This is a genomic window from Brevibacterium sp. S111, assembly GCF_004745075.1.
Classification (GTDB): domain Bacteria; phylum Actinomycetota; class Actinomycetes; order Actinomycetales; family Brevibacteriaceae; genus Brevibacterium.
This window is the reverse complement of sequence record NZ_RHFH01000023.1, coordinates 20,586-38,600: the sequence shown is the minus strand read 5'-3', so window position 1 is coordinate 38,600 and position 18,015 is coordinate 20,586. Positions and strand designations below refer to the sequence as shown.

Below are 18,015 nucleotides of genomic sequence, written 5' to 3'. Positions count from 1 at the left end.
CGGTTCGTCCGCCACCACCCAGTCCCGCCGGCATTGCCCACCACAGCCTGGATCAACCCGCCCGACCAGGACGAGAAGACCCCGCCAGCAAACTCAACGACGAAGCTCAGCAAGTGACCCAAAAAGGTTGACAGGTTCCGTGGCGAGAGCTCGAGCAATTGCTACACGTTGCTGCTGTCCTCCGGAGAGCTCACTTGGGTAGTGGTTTGCGCGTGACTCCAACCCAACTTGCTGAAGGTACTCTCGGGCCGCGGTTTGAGACTTCTGGTTGCTCTCGTTGTAGACAAGTGACGGGCCGAGGGCGACATTTTCGAGCGCAGTGAAGTTGGGGAAGAGGTTGAAGTGTTGGAACACCATGCCAAAGTTCCTGATCTGGCGGCGCGCAACCCGACTCGACACGGGCACACGGTATCCCTTCCGCACCTCGTGGCCGATCATCTGCCCGTTTAAGAAGATTGCTCCACCAGTCAAAGAATCCATCATGTTGACGGTGCGAAGGAGTGTGCTCTTTCCCGACCCTGACGGGCCGACGATGCAAGTTACAGATCCAACCTCGAGATCAAGGCTGACATTGTCCACCGCGCGAAGACTGCCGAAAGTCTTAGTGACATTGGACAAGCGCAGTAGGGGCACACTTTCGGTCTCAGAATGATTAGGCATTGTCTCGCTCCTTCGACGGCACCTCAGCTGTTGCTTCATGGTGGATGTCTCGACGCGAGAAGCCCTTTCCGAAGTGCTTCTCGAGAAGGCTCTGGCCAAACATTGCCAGCGAGGTGAGCACGAGGTACCAAATGACAGCAACTGTGAGAAGTGGAATGGTCTCAAAGTTCCGTGCGTATATTGTTTGCACCGTGGTAAGCAGCTCCGAATACCCGATAACTGACACCAAAGCGGTGCTCTTAAAGGTCGTGATGATTTCATTGGCCATCGAAGGCGTTATGACACGAATGAGCTGAGGCCCTAGCACCTTCCAGTAGGCCTTGACCGGTGGAAGACCGAGGGACTTACATGCTTCGAACTGTCCGGCCTGAAGTGAAAGAATGCCTCCGCGAATGATCTCAGCCGTATACGCGCCCATGTAGATTGCCAGACCTATAACTGCGGCGCTAAACCTCGAAATGACTTCGTTGGTCGAAACTTCGAACAGGTTGGGGCCGAAGGGAATACCGATCCCCAGTGTTGGTACGAGCGCTCCGAAAAAGAACACGAACAACAGCATCACAAGGGGCGGCATTGCTCTCATGACCCAGATGTAGAGCACGGCGATAGTTCGAAGCACTACGAGGTGCGACATCCGGCACCATGCTGTCACGACACCCAGCGCGAGCCCTAGGAGAGTTGTGAGGAGAGTAAGCAGGATTGTGTTGGTAAGACCGTTCATGATGGTCTTGCTGAACAGGTAGGAGAAAACGAGGCTCCAGTTCCAATTCTCGTTAAAAACGAAGAACTCGATCAGCACCAGGCACAGATATATCGCCAGCGCGATACTTATCCAGTAGGCGACACCAACACGGGGCCTGATCTCGAGGTCAGCTAGTTCAGAGCTCTTTAAGTCCTTGTCGCCGACCCCCACAGTGGTGGCGGGTTGTGATGTGGACATTGATCATCCCTCCAGGGAGAGGTCGCTGTTGATGTTCATTTCCGGATGCGCCGCGTCTTCAAGACCCCAGCTAGCGAGCAGTTTGTCGTAGGTTCCGTCTTCTACAAGTTTCAGAAGCGCGGCGTGGAGTGCATCGCGGAACTCGGTGTTGTCTTTATGAATGCCGATGCCCAGAATGCTCACGCGTTCGTCGTAGACGATCTTGAAAGCGTCAGGTGACTGCTGCACGTTATACGACATCTGTGGCAGGTCACCCCAGAATGCGTCTGCAGCGCTACTCTCGACAGCGAGGATTCCTGCGCCAGAGTCGCCATAGCCGTTCATGCTGATCTCCGGATCACCGTTATCGACGCATGCTTTCGACGCTTCTTCCAGGCTTCCCTGTTGTGAAGTGCCACGCGCGTAGCCGACGCTCAACCCGCACAGATCCTTAAGTTCCAGCGAATCGTCCTGGAAGTCTGCGGCCGTGATGATCGCGGTGCCATTCTTCAGGTAGTCAATAAAGTCGATGTTGTCTTGTCTTTCGACGAAGTCTGCTACCGAGCTGATCGCATCGAACCTCTTGGCCTCAAGGCCCGGCACCATCCCATCGAAGGTTCCTTTCTGAAACCGCACCTCTGCGTCGAGGACGCGGCCGGCCGCGCGCAAGAGGTCAGGGTTCATTCCGGCAATCTCACCATCGCTGTCGGTGAACTTGACTGGCTCCACGTCAGGGTTGATGGATACTGTGAAGCCGCCCTGTTCTTGATATTTCTTTGGCAGCTTCGCGGCGATGCTTTCGTCCTTTTCGACGCTCTCAACAATCGAACTCGAGTCGGTTTGGTCTGAACCACCCTCTGGTTCGGGATTGTCGCATGCGCTAACTCCGAGTAGGAGAAGTATTGCCGCTGAGGCGGTAACGAGTGCTTTTTTCATTGGTTGCTCCATCTTTGATTTCATCTTTGAATCGTGAAGAGGTTTTTATTCGGAAACGTCGAGAGATTCCTGGTCTGAGTACTCGATGTAGAATTCCATGGCACCAGGCTTCAAGTAATACGCTGTGGACTCCGCGACATCGCCATTGCTTCTCCACATCACTCGGCGACGGCGAAGCGTTGGGACGTGAGGCTCAGTCTCTAGTAGCGCCGCGACTTCTGACGTGAGCGCGACTGGGTCGAAGTACATTCGCGACACGCTGATCTCTACGCCGAGGGCAGCCAGGTGCGCACGAATCGCGACCGACTGCAGGTCCTCGGCCGGGAGGTTTGGGGAGATTCTAAAAGGGATGGCGGCGATTTCCACGGACGTGGGAGTCCCTGTCACCGTGTCGCGTCGGACACGAGTGAGTTGATGGACAGGTTCGTCGTCAGCGAGACCCGGGAGATGGACCGCTGCTTCAGCCGCGGGGATGGTCTCTATTGCGGCGACGTGCATCTGGCCAGGCACGTCGGCCATTCCGATGCGGGGATCAACTGACCGCATTACGTTTATCTGGCGTGCACCTTCCGCGACGCGTGTCCCGGATCCCTTTCGGCGGATAACGAGGCCTGCGTCTGCTAAGTCATTAAGCACACGCTGAGCTACCGATCTGCTCACGGAATGCTTCTTTTGGAGCTCTGCCTCAGATGGGAGTTTTTGCCCTGGGGCCAGAACGCCTCGTGAGATCTTTGCCTCGATCTCAGCGCGAATCACTTGGTACTGCGGCGTACTCATGGGTTGATCGTACATATTAACAGATGACCGGTCAACTTTAATTTGAGGATGTAGACCAGTGATGGTGGCTTCTGGTCAAGCTGGTCAAGTGCGGGCCCTGGGGCGGGTCTGGTGCGTCAGTGGTGAGGTCTATGGTGAAAACAGATCCAGCGCCTCACCATCCGATTCGGATTCTGACGACGCCTTGACGACCAAGGAGATTCACAATGTCGGATTCGCTCTACCCTCAGGCCACTCCCGAGATCGCCGCTCAGCGGAAGAAGCTCGCACCGAAACCCAACGACGCATTCGAAGCCTTCAGCAAGGCCGTCTTCGCAGACGGGGCACTCGAAGGCCAGACGAAACAGCTCATCGCCGTCGCCGTCGCACACGTCACCCAGTGCCCTTACTGCATCAAGGGCCACACACGCCTGGCGTCGAAGGCCGGAGCCACCGACGAGCAGATCATGGAAGCGATCTGGGTCGCCGCCGAAATGCGCGCCGGAGGAGCCTATGCGCACTCGACGCTGGCGCTGGACACTCTCAACGGACACAACCACGCACACTGACCCGACCCTCGAAACCGCGCCCGAGCGGCAGCGGCTCCGTGCCGCGGTCGTAAAGACCATGCGATCCGTTCCCGCCGGCCGCGTGGCCACCTACGGCGACATCGCCGAGGCTGTCGGCATCGGAGCTCGCCAAGCCGGGCGTCTCGTCGCCCAGGAATCCGACTCCGGACCGTGGTGGCGCATCGTCTACGCCGACGGCACCGCCGCGCACTGCCACGGCGGCACCGCACCAGAGCTGCTTCGCTCAGAGGGCGTCGGCTTCCGCCGGCAGCGGGTGGACATGACCCGATTCCGCATCGGAGCGTGACCTCGGATCGCCTCGGTGCTGGTGCTGGTTTCAGTCACAGGCTCAGCGGCGCAGCTGCAGCCTGGCCCAGGCGAGGACGGTGAGACCGGCGAACACGAGGCCGAAGACCGGCACCAGCAAAAGCTGCACCCCGGTCACGGTCGGATCCGAGCCTATGGCCCACAGTGCCGGTGCGGCGATCGGCATCCACCCGTCGAGCCCTGCGAGCGCGGAGATCTGGGCGATGACGACGAGCCCGATCGTGCAGCCGATCGCCGCCAGCAGTGATCTCGTCAGGGTCGCCACCCACGCGACGGGAATGACGAGGAGTCCGCTGAGCACCGTCAGCAGCCACAGTCGAAGCAGGCTCTCCCCCACCGCGGAATCGGGCATTCCGTAGCCGAAGACGAGACCCAGGACAGCCACACACACGCTCAGCAGCAGCCCGACGAGCACAGCCCAAGCGAGGAAGACAAGAAGTTTGGCCACGGCGATCGGCGCACGGCCGACCGGCAGGGCGAAGAGCCCGACGATGGTCCCGTCGGCGAATTCGCGGCCGAAGAGCCACGCCACGACGACCCCGCAGGCGAGCAGCGAGGCCACGGACACGACCTGCTCGGCCCCAGCCATCAGTCCTGCCCAGTCCGGCGCGGCGGCAGGCCCGAGCTTGGCCATCAGCTGCGGTTGCCCACTGGACGCACCGAACGTGATGACGATGAGCAGTCCGCACAGTCCCAGCACCAACGTGACGGCGGTGATCGCACCCACCGGGGACCGGAGCATCTTCAGGGCCTCAACCCGCACGGCAGCACTCATCACACGGTCTCCTCGGCGAGTCTCCGATTGTCGTCGTCGATGCGGATGCGGTCGAAGAAGGTGCGTTCGAGGTCCGGACCCGTCGTGTCGAGTTCGCCGATGAGCCGACCGGCGTTGATCAGCAGCACCCGATCGGCGATGCGGGCCACCTCGTCGAGATGATGGCTGCTCACCAGCACGGCCGCGCCGTTTTCCGCCCGATCGAGGAGCTGCTCGCGCAGGAGGATCACGGAGGCGGGGTCGAGGGCGTTGGTCGGCTCGTCGAGGATGATGAGGCTCGGATCGTGCTGCATGGCCGCGGCCAGCCCGACCCTCTGCTTGTTGCCCAGGGACAGCCGACGCACTCGTCGACGGCTGAGGGCGCTCAGCTGCCAGGTCTCCATCGCTTGGTCCGGCTGGCCCGGACTCCCGTGGTGGAGCAGCGAGGCGATGCGGAGGTTCTCGACGACACTGAGTTCCGGGTATGCCAGCGGCGTCTCGATGAGGACCCCGACCCGGGCCCAGGACTCGGTGGGCATCCGGTTGAGCGGGTGGCCGAAGAGCCGCACCTCGCCGCGTTGGGCACGCAGCATGCCGAGGCCGAGGCGCATGAGCGTGGTCTTGCCGGCCCCGTTGAGTCCGATGAGAGCAACGACCTCACCGGGTCGGACAGCGAACGTCAGGTCAGCGACCCCATCCCCGCCGGGGAACCGGTAGCCGACGCGGGAGAATTCGAGCATCTCACTTCGCCTCCAGCACGTTCAGTGCCTCTTCGATGGCCGCGCCGAGCGCCACCGAGTCCGACACCGCCCAGTCGAGCAGGGCCGCACTCAGTCCTGCGATGACCGCAGCCGCGACGACCCTCGCCGAGGCGGCCGCCACGTTCCGTTCCGACAGTGCGGCAGCGATCGCGTCGACGGTGGCGGCGCTACCCCGCTCGAGCGCACCGGTCAGACCGGGAGTCTCTGCGATGAGGCGCAGACGTTGACGCAGGGATGAGACCTCGTCGGCGGCGACTGTGGCCCAGACTTCTCGGATCCCTTCGGTGACAGCGCGCAGGGGCGGCTCGTCAGGCGGGCGGGTCCGCACAGCCTCGGCGATGCGAGGGTCGAAGGGGTCCTCGAGCAGCAGAGCTTCCTTCGTTGGGAAGTGGCGGAAGAGCGTCATCTCGCTCACCCCGGCCCGGTCCGCAATCTGCGCGGTGCCGGTCCCGGCGAACCCCTGATCGAGGAACAGCTGCAGAGCTGCGCCCGCCAGTGTTTCATGTGTCTTCTGCCATCGACTCATCCTTTAATGTTAGTCACTAACATTAGAATGTCAAGGGCTCAGGGACCGCAAGCGTCACGATTCAGAGGACAGTGGGGATCCGGCCGTGCGCCCCCTCCGGCCGCGGGCGTTCGGTGAATCTCGGCAGCCTCGGCGGGGTGGCACCGTCCGGCTGACGCATGCAGAGCCAGCGAACGAGGCCACCGAGATCTTCGAATCAGGGGCCACTCACCAAAGTATCGGCCGGGCCGTAGAACTCATTCAACGACAAATCAGGTTTTCGATACTGCCGCGCATCGATAACCTGTGTCCTGACCGCCTACATTTCGGACGGTATTCCTAGCCACTTATCGGACAGTGTCAGTACCGACTTATCTGACACCGACATCACCACAGACTTCCCGGACACATCCTGGAAGCATGTCCCAACGAATCACCACGCACATACGCCGACTCATCCTTGCCCACAAGCCGACAGAAACCGACTCCATCGCCGAGTTCTGCCGCCGACACAAGCTCTCCCGCGACTCCTACTACCGCATCAGAAACGACGAAAACCCACTCCGACCGGCTTCGACAGCACCGAAGAACCCGCACACGAAGTTCCCTCCCTTGACCTGGGAACTCATCCGACAATTCCGGACCGAGCTCACCAACGCCGGCTACGACGATGGACCCCGATCAATCAAATGGACACTCATCCGCCACAACTACCCACCACACCTGATTCCCAGCACCTCACGAATCGGACAGTTTCTCCACGACGAACAACTCACCCGCCTCAATCCCAGAAAACGCCCCCACTCGTCGATCAAACGATTTCAGAAGGAATTCGCCAACGAACTCTGGCAACTCGACGGCTTCGAATACCACCCCACACGCACAGCAAAGTTCGTCATCCTCCAACTCATCGATGACTGCACCCGCCTCATGCTCGCTCTTCAGGAATCCCCGACCGGTGAAACCAACGCTTCCGTCCTCGCGCTGCTCACCGATGCCATCACCACCTATGGCAGACCCCGCGAGATCCTGTGCGACAACGCCCGCGCGTTCACCCTGCAACGCCAAGGAATGATCGGCACCATCGATGCCGCCATGGCCGCACAAGGCATCATCGTCACTCCGGGCCCGTACTACCACCCACAGAACCAGGGCAAGATCGAACGCGCACACGAACCCGTCCTCAACCGTCTACGCGCGACGAACCCGACAACTCAACGTGCCCTCCGGCAGCGTCTCGATGACTTCAAAAATCACTACAACGCCCACCGCCAACACCAAAGCCTCGGCGAAGGAATCACCCCTGCAGCAGCCTGGGACGCAGCAACGATCATCACACCGCCGTTCGAACCGATCGACCCCACCGCGTTACTGGACCGATACACCACCACCGACGATCGCGGTCGACTCGATTTCGAGTACGCCACACGTCCCCTACACGCCCACGGATTCATCACCTACCGCGGCCACACCATCACCTTCGGCAAGGTCTGGGAAGGGCACAAGCTCATGATCATCGACAAAGGCACCCACCTCGAGTTCTACCTCATCCCGCACGGCGAACTCGTCGCCACCCTGGACTTGCCCCTGACCGAGTCACGCAACATCAATATCAAGAGGCACGGCCGGTTCATTGCTGGCGACAACATGCGCCTGCCATCAGGCGTAGAGGATCGTCGAAAATCAACACCAGTGTCAGATAAGTCAGTACCGAGACTGTCCGATAAGTGACTCCGAACAGTGTCCGAAAAGTCCCGATACAACACACGCATCGATAACCTGATTCGTCGTTGATCGACGGGGCCGCCGAACCAGAACCGACGCCCCTCCCAGTCCCCAGCGGCCGCGGTCTCGGCTCCCTGCAGCCGAGACCGCGGTCAGGTGGGCGCCCCGGCGGTCTGAGCGGTGAGGATGCGCCCGATGGTCGCCAACGCATTGCCCTTCGTGCGCTCGATGAGTCCGACGGGACTTTCGTGATCCTTGATGACCTTCTTGGCCTCGTCGAATGCGAACTCCCCGTGATAGACGTCAACGTCGGGCCGCCTCGGCGAGGGCGAGGAATTGGATCACTCCCCGTCGATATGTTCGGCGCTGGCCTCCTTGGTGTTCTCGACGTTGGCGACGACTTCTTCCGACTTCAGGCGGGTCTTGATGCCGACGTAGAAGACGATGGCGGTGAAGACAGTGCAGACCAGCTCGCCCCATCCGAACGTGAGCACGCCCATGGCACCCTCGCCATAGTTGCTGAGCAGGCTGAGCACTGCCAGACCGCCGAGCCACAGGACCATCCACCAACCGGACTTGAACTGCAGCGGCGGGATCTTGCTGCGGTCGCTGAACGCATAGTGCAGACCGAGGACCACGTAACCGAGCACCATCGCCAGGAACAGCTTCCAGTTCGTATCCCAGCCTGTCCAGAACACGATGAGATTCGCGGCGAGGAACCCGAGAAACGGCAGCAGGTCTCCGCCTGGCAGACGGAACGGGCGCTCCTGGTTGGGCAGCTGCCGGCGCAGAGCCGCCACCGTGACCGGTCCGGACCCGAAGGAGATGACGGTGCCGGAGGTGATGAAGCCGACCATCTTCGCCCACGACGGGAACGGGAAGAACAGGAAGCAGGCGACGATGAACGTCACCACCAGACCGAACCACGGGATGCCCTTCTTGTTCAGCTTCGTCATTGCACTCGGGGCATTGCCCACTCGTGCCTGCGAGTACGACAGCCGCGGGGTGAGCGCGGTGAAGATCAGGCCGGTGTCGGCCGGGGAGACGACGGCGTCGATATAGAGGATGATCGCCAGCCACATCGCCCCGAGCATGATCGCGATCTCTGCCCACGGTCCTGCCGAATTCGAGAACGACAGTCCGCCCCAGCCGTCCTTGAGCAGATCGGTGGGGATGGCTCCGATGAACGCGATCTGCAGGAGGATGTAGATGATGCCGGTGAGCACGATCGAACCGATGACAGCGAAGGGCACATTCTTCTGCGGGTTCTTCGTCTCGCCGGCGAACTCCACACCCTGGCGGAACCCGAGGTAGGAGAAGACGATGCCCGCCGCGGGCAGAGCCGCGAAGATCGGGGCGATGCCGTTGGGGGCGAAACCGCCGAACTCGGGCATGTGGAAGTGACCGGGGTTGAAGGCCAGTAGCGCGAGGCCGATGAACACAAGGACGATGACGAGCAGCTTCCACCACACGAGCACGTTGTTGAACTGAGCGAAGAATTTCACCCCGAACATGTTGATGATGCAGAAGACGGCGACCATCGCGATGCTCACGAAGATGCCCGGCACAGTGAGGACGAGCACCCCTTCCTTCGTCTCCATCAGCCACGGCATGTAGCTCGAGGCGTACTGGACGGCCGCGAGCACCTCGATGCCGACGGTTCCCGCCGCCGACAGCCACGTGATCCACCCGCTGGTGTAGCTGGCGAACGAGCCGAAGGCATAGTGCGGGTAGCGCACGACACCGCCGGCGACGGGGAACATGACACCGAGTTCGGAGTAGTTCAGGGCGACGAAGATGATGAGGACCGCACCCAGCGCCCAGGACAGGATCGCGGCCGGGCCGGCCATGCTCGCGGCGTCGAAGGCGCCGAAGAGCCAACCGGAGCCGATGATCGATCCGACTCCGGTGAAGAGCAGCCCGGTCTTGCCGATATCGCGTTTGAGTCCTTTGTCGTGGACGACTGTCACGCTCGTATGCGGTCCCGATGACAGTGAACTGTGTGAGGGCACCTTTGCCTCCCAGGGTTGAGGTCAGATTCTCGGCGGCCAGTTTTCTCCTGTCGATTCGTGATGTCAATTACATAGCCGGGTTATCTGCCGAGGTCACGGACGCAGACGACCCCGAGGCCGTCTTTTTCGGCTTCGGGGTCGAATAGTGGAATCTTTCGGGTCACTATGTGAAGTTGTCAGCTGTGCTGGCGCTGTCTTGTCGGTCTTCTGAAGGCACCCGCCGACGAACTGGAAGTCAGAGACCGAAGGAGGGACCCGGCTTTTATCGGCCCACGAACACTGCTCGATGCGTTCTCCGCCCTGGTCGTGACTCGGACAGCGCCGAAGATCTGCTCCGCTCGCTCTTTCACCAAAGCATCGGGCAAGCTGTAGAACTCGTTCAACGACGAGTCAGGTTTTCGATACTGCCTCGCATCGATAACCTGATTCGTCGTTGAACGACGGAGCCGCCGATCCAGAACGGACGTCTCTCCCAGTCCTCGGCGGTGGCCGCGTCTGGACCAGCCGGGGCCTCAGCTCCCGGCGGCCGAGTCCGCGGTCAGGTGCGCCCGCGACTCGGCGAGCATGGCCTCACGCGTTGCGATCTTCACCCGTTCACGCCCCTCAGCCTCACCGAGGGCCTTCTCCGCAGCCTCGAGCCGGTGATAACCTTCCCAATCCGTGAAGTCCACGCCCTTGGAATCGAGGAGCTCGACGATCGACGACTCGTCCGGGTACACGGGTTCGGTGAGCGCCCCGGCAGCCTGATCGGTCAGGATGTGCCCGATCGTCTCCAAGGCATCACCCTTCGTATGCCCGATGAGTCCGACGGGACCGCGCTTGATCCACCCGGTCGTGTACACGCCTGGAATGACGTCGGCCTCGGCGGCCTGGCCCTGATCATCGGCGTCGACGACACGGCCCTCATGATTGGGAATGACCCCTTTGACCTGGTCGAACGGCAGCTGCGGCAGCTCGGTGCCCGCGTACCCGACCGCGCGGTAGACGGCATCGATGTCCCAGTCGTGGAAGTCCCCAGTCCCGCGCACGCCGCCGGTCCCATCGAGTTCCTGACGTTCCGTGCGCAGTCCGGTCACCCGTTCCTCGCCGAGGATGGCCGTCGGTGCGTGGAGGAAGTGGAGGTGGAGGCGACGCTTCGCGCCCGTCGGCTCCCGCAGCGTGAAGTCCGTGAGCGTCTTCGCGACCTGCTTGACCTGGTTGCTCGACTCGATCGCGTCGAGCGATCCCTGATCGAATTCGAAGTCTTCGGGGTAGACGATGACGTCGACGTCTTTGACCTGACCGAGCTCACGCAGCTCGAGCGGCGTGAACTTCGCCTGAGCCGGTCCGCGACGGCCGAAGACATGGACGTCGGTGACCTGCGAGGCCTTGAGCCCCTCATAGACATGGTCGGGAATCTCGGTGGTGTGGAGATCATCGGCCTGCTTCGCGAGCACCCGGGCGACGTCGAGGGCGACGTTGCCGTTGCCGATGACGGCGACTTTCTCCGCCTCCAACGGCCACGTCTGAGCGACATCGGGGTGCGAGTCGTACCAGTTGACGAAGTCCGCAGCACCATAGGAGCCGGGCAGATCGACGCCAGGCAGTGCCAGCGGTGCATCGGTGAAGCATCCGGTGGAGAAGATCACGGCATCGTAGCGGTCGGTGAGTTCGCCGAGGCTGATGTCAACGCCGTATTCGACATTGCCGAACAGCCGGATGTCACCGCGGTCGAGGACCTTGATGAGCGCATTGATGATGCCTTTGATCCGCGGATGGTCGGGGGCGACGCCGTAGCGGACGAGCCCGAAGGGTGAGGGCAGGCGTTCGAACAGGTCGATGCTCAGGTCGAGGTCGTGGTCGGCTTTCGTCAGCAGGTCGGCGGCATAGATGCCGGCGGGTCCCGCGCCGATGACGGCCACGCGGAATGGGGTGGTGGTCATGGAAATCCTCGTTCAGTCGTCGGTGTTCTGCGGGGGCAGGCCCGCGATGAAGGGGTGGTCTTTGTTGATGACGCCGTGGGCGGCGGCCCCGCCCGGGGAGCCGATGTCGTCGAAGAAGTCGACGTTCGCCGCGTGATAGTCCTCCCACTCCTCGGGCAGATCGTCTTCGTAGAAGATCGCCTCGACGGGGCACACGGGTTCGCAGGCTCCGCAGTCGACGCATTCGTCGGGGTGGATGTAGAGGGAGCGGGTGCCTTCGTAGATGCAGTCCACCGGGCATTCTTCGATGCAGGCCCGGTCTTTCACGTCCACGCAGGGCTGGGCGATGATGTAGGTCATGTGTTCCTCGTCAGTTCGGCTGTGTGCGTGGCAGCAGAGTGATTGGCAGCAGTGTGCGTGGCGGCAACGTTCGTGGCGGCAGTGTGCGTGGCGGCGGGGTCGAGCGCCGAGGTGAACGCCCCGTCGGCGTAGGGACTCAGGGTCACGACGTCGCCGACGACGATGATGGCCGGCGACCTCACACCGCGGCGGGCGGCGTGGAAGGCGATCGTGCCGAGCGTCCCGATCGTCACTCGCTGCCGGTCGCCGAATCCGTCTTCGATGATCGCCACGGGGCAGTCGCTGCCGCGTTCGCCGCGGGCAAGCACCATCGCCGAGTGGACGAGGGTGCCCACACCCATGAGCACGACGACGGTGTGGTCGCGTCCCCCGCCGAGCTCACTGAGCTGGTCGTGCCCGGTCGCGACCGTGTACGAGGTGGCGACGCCTCGGTGGGTGAGCGGGATCCCGGCGAGCGCGGCAACGGAGTTCGCGCTGGTCACACCCGGAACGACGTGCACGTCGATGCCGGCAGCCCGGACATGGGCGATCTCCTCTCCCCCACGTCCGAAAACGAACGGGTCCCCGCCCTTGAGCCGGACGACGCGCAGCCCGCGCTTGGCCTGCTCGACGAGGATCGCGTTGATCTCATCCTGCGGCACCGGGTGATGGCCCGGCTGTTTGCCGACATCGATGATCTCCGCATCCAGGGCGGCACCGCGCTCCTGTTCGAGCTGATCGATGACGGTCCGCGCGCCGAGGCGGTCGGCGACGATGACCTCGGCCCGCTCGAGGGCGCGCAGGCCGGTGACGGTGAGCAGCCCGAGATCCCCGGGCCCGGCCCCGACGAGCAGCACGCTGCCCGGGGCCTGCGGTGGGAAGTGGGTCATGAGTTCTCCTCGGGGGTGTGGATGCCAGCAGCCAGCGTGTTCCCGGTCTGCAGGTCGATGACGACGAACGCACCGGCCGGGCCGTGGACGCGGAAGTCCGGGATCGGCAGCGCCGCGGACAGTCTCACCTGCGCGAGGCCGATGTCGTTGCCGGCCAGCTCCTCGGCGTCTTCGAGCGTCGAGGTCTCAAGATTGCGGCGGGAGGTGATCGTGACGATGCCCTTGACGGTCGTCGTTCCCGTCTTCACGAGCACCCGCTGGCCCGTGCGCAGACCCTCGGCGGTGAAGGGGAACACCTCGGCGCGCAGGTCCCGACGCGGCGGCGGCAGAGTGCCGGCGGCGGCGATGACACTGCCGCGTGCCGTATCGATCTCATCGGCCAACCGCAGCGACACCGACAGGGGTGCGCTCGCGGAATCGAGCGGACCGTCGGCGGTGTCGATGCCGGTCACGGTGGTGCGGATCCCGGCCGGGTGGATCTCGACCTCATCGCCGAGGCGGACCTGCCCGGCCGTGATCTGACCGGCCACGGCCCGGTAGTCCCGGAATTCTTCGGCGTCGAGTCCCGGTGCCAGTCCCCCTTGGGGACGCAGCACCGTCTGCACGTCGAGGCGGAAGGGTTCGCGGTCGGCGGTGTCCGCCTCGGTGCTCGGCAGGGTTTCGAGGAGTTCGAGCAGTGCCGGGCCCTCATACCACAGGGTGTTGGCCGAGGTGGTCGCGATGTTGTCTCCGGCCAGAGCGGAGATCGGGATGAGGTGCGGGACCTCGAGGCCGATCTCGGCGGCCAGGGTCCTCACCTCGTCTTCGACCGCTTCGATGGTCTGCCGGTCGAAGTCGAGCAGGTCGATCTTGTTGATTGCGATGATGACGTAGCGGATGCCCAGTCGGGAGACGACGGTGAGGTGGCGTCGAGTCTGTTCGGTCGCGCCCGTGCGGGCGTCGATGAGGACGACGACAGCGTCGGCGGTCGAGGCTCCCGTGACCATGTTGCGGGTGTACTGCACGTGGCCGGGGCAGTCGGCGAGGATGAAGGAGCGCCGATCGGTGGCGAAGTAGCGGTAGGCGACGTCGATGGTGATGCCCTGTTCCCGCTCGGCCCGCAGGCCGTCGGTGAGGAGAGCGAAGTCGAACTCGCCGCCGAGGAATCCGCGTTCCCGGCTCGTGGCGGTGACCGCGGCGAGCTGGTCGGCCAGGATCGCCTTCGCATCGTGGAGGAGCCTGCCGACGAGCGTCGACTTGCCGTCGTCGACGGACCCCGCGGTCGCGAAGCGCAGCAGCGTCTTCGGCTGGGTCGCCGATTGCGATGCGCTCGCGGGGTTCGGTGCAGGCGTGGTCGGTGTAGTCGTCATCAGAAGTACCCGTCCTTCTTTCGGTCTTCCATGGCCGCGGCCGAGATGCGGTCGTCGGCGCGCGTGGCTCCGCGCTCGGTCACGGTGGTGGCGGCCACCTCGGCGAGGATGGACTCGAGGTCATCGGCGTCCGATTCGACGGCGCCCGTGCAGCTCATGTCCCCGACGGTGCGGTAGCGGACCGTGCGGCGGGTGACGGTTTCGTCCTCACGCGGGGTGGAGAATTCGCCGGTGGCCCACCACATGCCGTCGCGGGAGAAGACCTCGCGGTCGTGGGCGAAGTAGAGCTGCGGCAGGGCGATGCCTTCGCGTGCGATGTAGTTCCACACGTCGAGTTCGGTGAAGTTCGAGATCGGGAAGACCCGCACGTGTTCGCCGGGCAGGTGCCGGCCGTTGTAGAGGTTCCACAGCTCGGGTCGTTGGCTGCTGGGGTTCCAACCGCCGAATTCGTCGCGCAGTGACAGGATGCGCTCCTTCGCACGGGCTTTGTCCTCGTCCCGGCGGGCCCCGCCGAACACGGCGTCGAAGCCGCCGTCGGCGATGGCGTCGATGAGCGGTTGGGTCTGCAGGGTGTTGCGGGTGCCGTCGGGGCGTTCGCGCAGACGACCGTCGTCGATGTAGTCCTGGACCTTCGCGACGGTGAGGTCGAGGCCGAAGCGTGCGGCGGTCTCGTCGCGGAAGCGGATGATCTCGGGGAAGTTGTGGCCGGTGTCGACGTGGAGGAGGCCGAAGGGGATCTTCGCCGGCCAGAACGCCTTCGCCGCGAGGTGGAGGACGGTCACGGAGTCCTTGCCGCCGGAGAACAGCAGGACCGGCTTCTCGAACTCGGCGGCGACCTCACGGATGATGTGGATCGCCTCGGATTCGAGGACGTCGAGGCTGGTCAGCGTCCGGTCGGGAGTGCCCTCGGTCGCCGAGGCGGGGCCGGTGGGGTTGACGGTTGGGATGGTGTCGATGCTCATGTGTGGAGTCCGCATTCTGTTTTGGTCGTTCCCGCCCAGCGTCCGGCGCGGGGATCCTCCCCCGCGGCGACGGGGCGGGTGCAGGGCTGGCAGCCGATCGACGGGTAGCCCTGCGACAGCAGTGGGTTGACGGGCACGTCGAAGGCACGTGCGTAGTCGAGGAGGTCGTCGTAGGACCAGGCGGCCAAGGGGTTGACCTTGACCAGTCCGTTCTTCTCATCGAAGGTGATCAGCGGGGTGTTCGCCCGGGTCGGGGCTTCGTCGCGGCGAACCCCGGTGAACCAGAGTTCGTAGCCCTCAAGTGATCTCTTCAACGGCGCGACCTTGCGGCGGGCACAGCACAGACCGGGGTCGCGGGCAAAGAGTTCGGCCCCGAATTCGGCGTCCTGCTGCTCGACGGTCTGTTCCGGAAGGACGTCGACGATGTGGACATCGACACGGCGGGCCACCTCGTCGCGGGTCGTGTAGGTCTCCGCGAAGTGGTACCCGGTGTCGAGGAAGAGCACGTCGACCCCCGGCTGGTACTGGGCGACGTAGTGCGGCAGGGCCGCATCGGCCATCGAACAGGCCACGGCGCAGGCGGCGGTGTCGAAGTGTCGGGAGACCCAGCGGATGACGTCGGCGGGGTTCGCTTCGGACAGCCCGGCCGCGGAGTCACCGGCGAGATCCCGGGCTCCCGCCTCGGCGAGGGCCTGGAGCTCCTCGATGGGGCGGGGCGTGGGGCGACTCCGGTGGGCCGTCGTGGTCGAGCCGCTGGTCGGGTGTGCGGTCGTGGTCGGGTCGGTGGTCGTCGTCGGGTCGGTGGTGCTCATTTCAGCTCCTCTTCGTCGACTCGGTGTGCCCATTGTGAGAAGGTCTCGTCCTCGGACCGTCCGTCGAGGAACCGGCGCACGATCTTCTCGACGTACTCTTCGAGTCCGTCGACGGTGACCTTGAGGCCGCGGACGGTGCGGCCGAGCCCGGCCTCGTCGCGGTCCTTCGACGCCAGTCCTCCACCGACGTGGACCTGGAACCCCGGCACCTGCTCACCGTCGTCGGTGGTCACGATCTGGCCCTTGAGACCGATGTCGGCGGTCTGGATGCGGGCGCAGGAGTTCGGGCAGCCGTTGAGGTGGAGGCTGATGGGATGGGGCAGGTCGATGTCGGCCAGCTTCTCCTCCAGCCGGGTGACGGCGTCGATGGCCGTCTGCTTCGTCTCGACGATGGCGAGCTTGCAGAATTCGATGCCCGTGCAGGCCATCACCGAACGGCGGAAGAGATCCTTGCGGCTGGACAGGCCCAGGGCGTCGAGGCCGGCGACGACCTTTTCGACATCGGCTTCGTCGACGTCGAGGACGAGGATCTTCTGATGCGGGGTCAGGCGGATCCGGTCGAGTCCGTACTGCTCGGCCAGATCGGCGATCTGGTGGAGCAGGGTCCCCGACGCCCGACCGGCGACGAGGGTGGTGCCGATGTAGTACTTGCCGTCCTTCTGCTGGTGGATGCCCACATGGTCGCCGGCAACCGCGGGCTTCGGCGGAGGAGGACCGTCGGCGAGGAGGTAACCGAGGTACTCGGTTTCGAGGACGTCGCGCAGCTTCTCCGGTCCCCAGTCCGCGAGGAGGAACTTCATCCGTGCCTTGTTGCGCAGGCGGCGGTAGCCGTAGTCGCGGAAGATCTCCGTGACACCGAGCCAGACGTCGACGACTTGGTCCGGATGGACCCAGGCACCGAGACGCTCGGCGAAGCGCGGCACCACGGACAGCGCACCGCCGACCCACAGGTCGTAGCCGATGCCGTGCTCCGGGTGGTCGACGGCGACGAATGAGCAGTCGTTGATCTCGTGGACGACGTCCTGACTGGGGTGGCCGGTGATCGCGGTCTTGTACTTGCGCGGCAGGTTCGACAGGCTCGGGTCCCCGATGTAGCGGCGGGTGATCTCCTCGATCGCCGAGGTGGGGTCGATGAGTTCATCGGCGGCGATTCCGGCCACGGGTGAGCCGAGGAACCCACGGGGCACATCGCCGCAGGCCTCCGTGGTCTGCATTCCCACTGACTCGAGGCGGCGCCAGATCTCCGGCACGTTCTCGATCTCCACCCAGTGCAGCTGGATGTTCTGACGGTCCGTGAGGTCGGCGGACCCCCGGGCGAAGTCATTGGAGATCTGGGCGATCGTGCGCAGCTGCTCGAGGCTGAGCTTCCCGCCGTCGGTGCGGATGCGCATCATGAAGTATTCGTCTTCGAGCTCGTGCGGCTCGAGTTTCGCGGTGCGGCCGCCGTCGATGCCCGGCTTGCGCTGTGTGTACAGCCCCCACCAACGGAAGCGTCCGTGGAGGTCGGCCTCGGCGATCGAGGCGAACCCCTCTTTCGAGTAGGTCTCATCGATGCGTGCGCGAACGTTGAGGCCATTGTCCTCGGCCTTGTCGATCTCGTTTTTGTTCAACGGTTCACGGCCGTCGATCTTCCACTGCCCATTGGGCTTCTTCGGGCGGGCGGGCCGCTTTGCGGCTGGTTTACCTGCTGTTTCCTTGTTCTCTTCCACCTGAGTGGACATTGCTGTCTCCAAACGCTGAGGGGAACCAGTGATGAGTCACGCTACATGAATGCCGGATTGCTCAACAAATACTCGAAGGGTTTGTGTCATGGAGCGACATATGAGGACACAGGCCGC

18 protein-coding genes are annotated in these 18,015 nt (G+C 63.6%); 3 read left to right on the top strand and 15 right to left on the bottom strand.

Annotation, left to right across the window (positions count from 1 at the left end):
- Nucleotides 1-93 precede the first annotated feature (93 nt).
- Genes EB836_RS17175 through EB836_RS17160 form a run of 4 tightly spaced genes read right to left on the bottom strand, consistent with a single transcriptional unit; the run spans nt 94 to nt 3,292 of the window.
- On the bottom strand, nt 94-660 hold the full coding sequence (locus tag EB836_RS17175) for an ATP-binding cassette domain-containing protein (protein ID WP_167854506.1): 567 nt from the start codon (nt 658-660) through the stop codon (nt 94-96).
- Nucleotides 653-1,600 carry an amino acid ABC transporter permease gene (locus EB836_RS17170; protein WP_135542580.1) on the bottom strand — a complete coding sequence of 316 codons (948 nt, stop codon included), beginning with the start codon at nt 1,598-1,600 and terminating at the stop codon, nt 653-655. The genes EB836_RS17175 and EB836_RS17170 overlap by 8 nt, the downstream gene beginning before the upstream one ends.
- Before the next feature lie 3 nt (nt 1,601-1,603).
- Nucleotides 1,604-2,515 (bottom strand): ABC transporter substrate-binding protein, encoded by a 912-nt coding sequence (locus EB836_RS17165; protein ID WP_167854505.1) that lies wholly within the window; start codon nt 2,513-2,515, stop codon nt 1,604-1,606.
- A 45-nt stretch (nt 2,516-2,560) separates the two neighbouring features.
- On the bottom strand, nt 2,561-3,292 hold the full coding sequence (locus EB836_RS17160; protein WP_167854504.1) for a GntR family transcriptional regulator: 732 nt from the start codon (nt 3,290-3,292) through the stop codon (nt 2,561-2,563).
- Between the two features lie 206 nt (nt 3,293-3,498).
- On the opposite strand from EB836_RS17160, the gene EB836_RS17155 reads away from it, so the two are divergent.
- Complete coding sequence (locus EB836_RS17155; protein ID WP_135542574.1) at nt 3,499-3,840, top strand: carboxymuconolactone decarboxylase family protein; 342 nt, start codon at nt 3,499-3,501, stop codon at nt 3,838-3,840.
- Nucleotides 3,785-4,147: an MGMT family protein gene (locus EB836_RS17150; RefSeq protein WP_135542573.1), complete on the top strand. Its 363-nt coding sequence runs from the start codon at nt 3,785-3,787 to the stop codon at nt 4,145-4,147. Before EB836_RS17155 ends, EB836_RS17150 begins: the two co-directional genes overlap by 56 nt.
- Nucleotides 4,148-4,189: 42 nt before the next feature.
- Here EB836_RS17150 and EB836_RS17145 read toward each other — a convergent pair whose 3' ends face one another.
- From EB836_RS17145 to EB836_RS17135, 3 genes are read right to left on the bottom strand one after another with little or no spacing between them, the layout of a single operon-like run.
- Nucleotides 4,190-4,942: an ABC transporter permease gene (locus tag EB836_RS17145; protein WP_135542571.1), complete on the bottom strand. Its 753-nt coding sequence runs from the start codon at nt 4,940-4,942 to the stop codon at nt 4,190-4,192.
- Nucleotides 4,942-5,661: an ATP-binding cassette domain-containing protein gene (locus EB836_RS17140; RefSeq protein ID WP_135542569.1), complete on the bottom strand. Its 720-nt coding sequence runs from the start codon at nt 5,659-5,661 to the stop codon at nt 4,942-4,944. The genes EB836_RS17145 and EB836_RS17140 overlap by 1 nt, the downstream gene beginning before the upstream one ends.
- Nucleotide 5,662: 1 nt before the next feature.
- The gene (locus EB836_RS17135) at nt 5,663-6,208 is read right to left on the bottom strand and encodes a TetR/AcrR family transcriptional regulator (protein WP_135542567.1); all 546 of its coding nucleotides are present in this window, start codon (nt 6,206-6,208) and stop codon (nt 5,663-5,665) included.
- A gap of 399 nt (nt 6,209-6,607) precedes the next feature.
- Between EB836_RS17135 and EB836_RS17130 the strand changes: the two genes are divergently transcribed.
- Entirely contained in the window at nt 6,608-7,918 is a 1,311-nt protein-coding gene (locus EB836_RS17130; RefSeq protein ID WP_135542566.1) for a DDE-type integrase/transposase/recombinase, read from the top strand.
- Between the two features lie 335 nt (nt 7,919-8,253).
- Here EB836_RS17130 and EB836_RS17125 read toward each other — a convergent pair whose 3' ends face one another.
- The 8 genes from EB836_RS17125 to EB836_RS17090 all read right to left on the bottom strand — a co-directional run bounded on the left by EB836_RS17125 (nt 8,254) and on the right by EB836_RS17090 (nt 17,898).
- Entirely contained in the window at nt 8,254-9,882 is a 1,629-nt protein-coding gene (locus tag EB836_RS17125; RefSeq protein WP_135542564.1) for an APC family permease, read from the bottom strand.
- Between the two features lie 554 nt (nt 9,883-10,436).
- The gene (locus EB836_RS17120) at nt 10,437-11,846 is read right to left on the bottom strand and encodes an FAD-dependent oxidoreductase (RefSeq protein ID WP_205683405.1); all 1,410 of its coding nucleotides are present in this window, start codon (nt 11,844-11,846) and stop codon (nt 10,437-10,439) included.
- 12 nt (nt 11,847-11,858) lie between these two features.
- A complete protein-coding gene (gene fdxA, locus EB836_RS17115; RefSeq protein ID WP_135542562.1) occupies nt 11,859-12,185 on the bottom strand; it encodes a ferredoxin in 327 nt (108 codons plus the stop codon).
- Complete coding sequence (gene cobA, locus EB836_RS17110) at nt 12,182-13,054, bottom strand: uroporphyrinogen-III C-methyltransferase (RefSeq protein ID WP_135542561.1); 873 nt, start codon at nt 13,052-13,054, stop codon at nt 12,182-12,184. Before cobA ends, fdxA begins: the two co-directional genes overlap by 4 nt.
- Complete coding sequence (locus tag EB836_RS17105; RefSeq protein WP_135542559.1) at nt 13,051-14,403, bottom strand: GTP-binding protein; 1,353 nt, start codon at nt 14,401-14,403, stop codon at nt 13,051-13,053. Before EB836_RS17105 ends, cobA begins: the two co-directional genes overlap by 4 nt.
- Nucleotides 14,403-15,365 (bottom strand): sulfate adenylyltransferase subunit CysD, encoded by a 963-nt coding sequence (gene cysD / locus EB836_RS17100; RefSeq protein WP_135542557.1) that lies wholly within the window; start codon nt 15,363-15,365, stop codon nt 14,403-14,405. Before cysD ends, EB836_RS17105 begins: the two co-directional genes overlap by 1 nt.
- Nucleotides 15,362-16,177 (bottom strand): phosphoadenylyl-sulfate reductase, encoded by an 816-nt coding sequence (locus tag EB836_RS17095; protein ID WP_135542555.1) that lies wholly within the window; start codon nt 16,175-16,177, stop codon nt 15,362-15,364. Before EB836_RS17095 ends, cysD begins: the two co-directional genes overlap by 4 nt.
- Nucleotides 16,174-17,898 (bottom strand): nitrite/sulfite reductase, encoded by a 1,725-nt coding sequence (locus tag EB836_RS17090; protein WP_135542554.1) that lies wholly within the window; start codon nt 17,896-17,898, stop codon nt 16,174-16,176. Before EB836_RS17090 ends, EB836_RS17095 begins: the two co-directional genes overlap by 4 nt.
- Between the last annotated feature and the right edge of the window lie 117 nt (nt 17,899-18,015).

Excerpts from the sequence above, each read along its gene's own strand:
- EB836_RS17090 (WP_135542554.1), bottom strand. The coding sequence starts at position 17,898 with ATGTCCACTCAGGTGGAAGAGAACAAGGAAACAGCAGGTAAACCAGCC.
- cysD (WP_135542557.1), bottom strand. The coding sequence starts at position 15,365 with ATGAGCATCGACACCATCCCAACCGTCAACCCCACCGGCCCCGCCTCG.
- EB836_RS17150 (WP_135542573.1), top strand. The coding sequence starts at position 3,785 with ATGCGCACTCGACGCTGGCGCTGGACACTCTCAACGGACACAACCACG.
- EB836_RS17160 (WP_167854504.1), bottom strand. The coding sequence starts at position 3,292 with ATGAGTACGCCGCAGTACCAAGTGATTCGCGCTGAGATCGAGGCAAAG.
- EB836_RS17175 (WP_167854506.1), bottom strand. The coding sequence starts at position 660 with ATGCCTAATCATTCTGAGACCGAAAGTGTGCCCCTACTGCGCTTGTCC.
- cobA (WP_135542561.1), bottom strand. The coding sequence starts at position 13,054 with ATGACCCACTTCCCACCGCAGGCCCCGGGCAGCGTGCTGCTCGTCGGG.
- EB836_RS17170 (WP_135542580.1), bottom strand. The coding sequence starts at position 1,600 with ATGTCCACATCACAACCCGCCACCACTGTGGGGGTCGGCGACAAGGAC.
- EB836_RS17140 (WP_135542569.1), bottom strand. The coding sequence starts at position 5,661 with ATGCTCGAATTCTCCCGCGTCGGCTACCGGTTCCCCGGCGGGGATGGG.
- EB836_RS17120 (WP_205683405.1), bottom strand. The coding sequence starts at position 11,846 with ATGACCACCACCCCATTCCGCGTGGCCGTCATCGGCGCGGGACCCGCC.
- fdxA (WP_135542562.1), bottom strand. The coding sequence starts at position 12,185 with ATGACCTACATCATCGCCCAGCCCTGCGTGGACGTGAAAGACCGGGCC.
- EB836_RS17130 (WP_135542566.1), top strand. The coding sequence starts at position 6,608 with ATGTCCCAACGAATCACCACGCACATACGCCGACTCATCCTTGCCCAC.
- EB836_RS17165 (WP_167854505.1), bottom strand. The coding sequence starts at position 2,515 with ATGAAAAAAGCACTCGTTACCGCCTCAGCGGCAATACTTCTCCTACTC.
- EB836_RS17095 (WP_135542555.1), bottom strand. The coding sequence starts at position 16,177 with ATGAGCACCACCGACCCGACGACGACCACCGACCCGACCACGACCGCA.
- EB836_RS17145 (WP_135542571.1), bottom strand. The coding sequence starts at position 4,942 with ATGAGTGCTGCCGTGCGGGTTGAGGCCCTGAAGATGCTCCGGTCCCCG.
- EB836_RS17135 (WP_135542567.1), bottom strand. The coding sequence starts at position 6,208 with ATGAGTCGATGGCAGAAGACACATGAAACACTGGCGGGCGCAGCTCTG.
- EB836_RS17105 (WP_135542559.1), bottom strand. The coding sequence starts at position 14,403 with ATGACGACTACACCGACCACGCCTGCACCGAACCCCGCGAGCGCATCG.
- EB836_RS17155 (WP_135542574.1), top strand. The coding sequence starts at position 3,499 with ATGTCGGATTCGCTCTACCCTCAGGCCACTCCCGAGATCGCCGCTCAG.